This window comes from Acetatifactor sp., assembly GCF_982438285.1.
Genome location: NZ_CEWDFQ010000423.1, coordinates 1 through 2,254, shown reverse-complemented (window position 1 = coordinate 2,254; position 2,254 = coordinate 1). Strand labels below are relative to the sequence as shown.

3 protein-coding genes are annotated in these 2,254 nt (G+C 44.3%); all 3 read right to left on the bottom strand.

Translation table 11 applies throughout. From position 1 onward, the window contains the following. Positions 1 to 469: 469 nt before the first annotated feature. The gene (locus AC1WIP_RS14825) at positions 470 to 1,258 is read right to left on the bottom strand and encodes a hypothetical protein (RefSeq protein ID WP_481142556.1); all 789 of its coding nucleotides are present in this window, start codon (positions 1,256 to 1,258) and stop codon (positions 470 to 472) included. A gap of 142 nt (positions 1,259 to 1,400) precedes the next feature. After that, positions 1,401 to 1,952 carry a flavodoxin family protein gene (locus AC1WIP_RS14820; RefSeq protein ID WP_481142555.1) on the bottom strand — a complete coding sequence of 184 codons (552 nt, stop codon included), beginning with the start codon at positions 1,950 to 1,952 and terminating at the stop codon, positions 1,401 to 1,403. 18 nt (positions 1,953 to 1,970) lie between these two features. Next, the coding region (locus AC1WIP_RS14815; protein ID WP_481142554.1) for a flavodoxin family protein at positions 1,971 to 2,254 on the bottom strand (284 nt) is incomplete at its 5' end.

Sequence of the window (2,254 nt, the reverse complement as noted above, 5' to 3'; positions counted from 1 at the left end):
CAATAATGTAGACACCTTTGCCAATTGCGTCTACATCAAATTTATTATCTTTTAAAAAAAATTTAACATTCATATTTACTTTTGCTATCATATTCGCCTTACTCCATCCTTACCTTGTTTTCAGTATTTGCGTTCTATCATTCCTCTGCATATTTTCTTCGATAATATTCCATTATACGATATTCCAAAATATCTTTCATAGTATAATATAATAAAGCCTATTAGGAAAAGAGGTATTATGCAAAGCGGAATCATATTATATCAGACAAAATATGGAACAACTAAAAGATATGCAAAATGGCTGTAGGAAGAAAATCAGCTTTGATTGTATGGAAACCAAAGGGGCAAATCTAAAGCGGCATATTAATCAGCTGTTGGTATATGGTTTCTTCTAACCAATTTCAAGCAGTAAATACACCTGTCATGCCGCAGCTCTGCAAAATCAGTCCCTTTTAAATGTATTCAGATACTACGGCCTTGCTTTGTCTCCTGTAAATTCCGCCGTGTATCCTTCTTCAAGATAAATTTCATAATCAGCATATTCCCCATAAGCAGCCAAAAGCGCCTTCTCCATTTCCCCAAGGCTTTCCAGCAAGTGCTGCTGCTGCTCTTCTGGCAGCTTTTCCACTTTATAATCAAAGGCCAGAATCCGGAGATAAAAATCATACAGATCTGTTTTCAGATAATTGTCAGCCGTCATCTGATTTACCTCAAACCAAGGCTCCTTTCGAAGTCTGCTGTAAAACTCCGGCGGAGGATTCCCATTTCGATAGGAAATATAAATATCCAGGCACTCCAGCTCCTCCTGGGACAGGACGCCGTTTAAAACCTCCCGCTTCACCTGCTCCCCCGCCGCATTGGAGGAAAGATCCATCAGCTCCAGTGTCAGAGCCTGTCTCGCCGAATACCGCTCAGGGCTAAAAAGCCAATGTCTGTCATGATTGATCTTCAGCGTATGATCCGTGATTGTCCAAAGCTCTTCCTCGCCGTACCTGTTTGTAAAGACTATATCCCAATTATGAAAAAGCCCAGCCTCCTTTTTAGAAGAGATCCCGTTGCTGGAACGATGGTAAACGGAATACATCATACTTTCTTTTGTTTCTGATGAAATATTTTCCCAGTTTCCTTTTCCAAAAAAATCATTGAAGTCCGAATGAAAACGCAGAGGCCATGTCTGAAAATAATGATATATCAGAAAGCCTGCCATAAGAATAAGAATTATGATAATAATCCTTCCGATTTTTTTCAATCTTTTCATTCAGATGTTTCCTCCCACATGCCCCGTGCCGCAAGGGTGAGCATATTTATCCCTTCCGAAACCTTTAAGCTTACAGTAATTGTAAGCTCTTCAGGGTGCAATGTCAACGTTTGCAGGATTGGAATTATCACGGTTGTGTCATTTACGAAATTGATTTTCCCAAGTCATATGCCTTTTGGATTTCCGGCTTTCCCTCTATGTCGCCTGCCTCACCGTTGCCTCCTGCAAGCACATGGCCCAGGTTTTTCCACCGCAAATGCTCCATCAGGTGGTCGTAGTAAAGAAGTACATCCTCAAAGCCATTCCCCTCCGCAGCCATCAAAAGAGCTGAGGCCCGGCCTTGCCCTCTTAAGAGGTTGCCGTCGCCTTCCTCTAATGCAAACAGCCGGTCAATGGCGGTTCTGAGCTGTCCGCTCATGTTCCAGTAATACAACGGCGTTGCCAGAACGATCACATCACATTCTCTCACCGCCGGATAAATTTGAGCCATGTCGTCCTTCTGGACACAAGGGCATTCCCGGCTGCTGTGGCCGCCAAAGCAGCCCTTACAGCCATGAATATTCATGCCGTCCAGGAAAAATTCCGTCACCGTATGCCCGGCGCTTTCAGCGCCCTTAGTAAAGCTTTTTACCAGCGCGGAGGTATTTCCCTTCTTACGGGGACTTCCATTTAAAATCACAATTTTCCTGCCCATAGCCAGTCTCCATTTCCCTTAGATTTTATCTGCCAGGGCAGCTGCCTGCGCACAGCCCTCTGTCTTTTCAATATCCCCTGCATTCAGTACCCCGGGAATCAATACTTCCCCGGCCATATTCCACTTCAAAAGGGCGGCAGAGCGCTCTATGGGAATCCGCACACCGTCCAGGACGGACAGATCCTCTTCCTCACAGCAGGCGATCAAACCACAGGCTTTTCCGGCAATGTCCTTTCCTGCCACGCAGAACGAATAAAGCTTGTCAATAACGGCTTTTATCTGTGCCGGAATGGAATACCAAT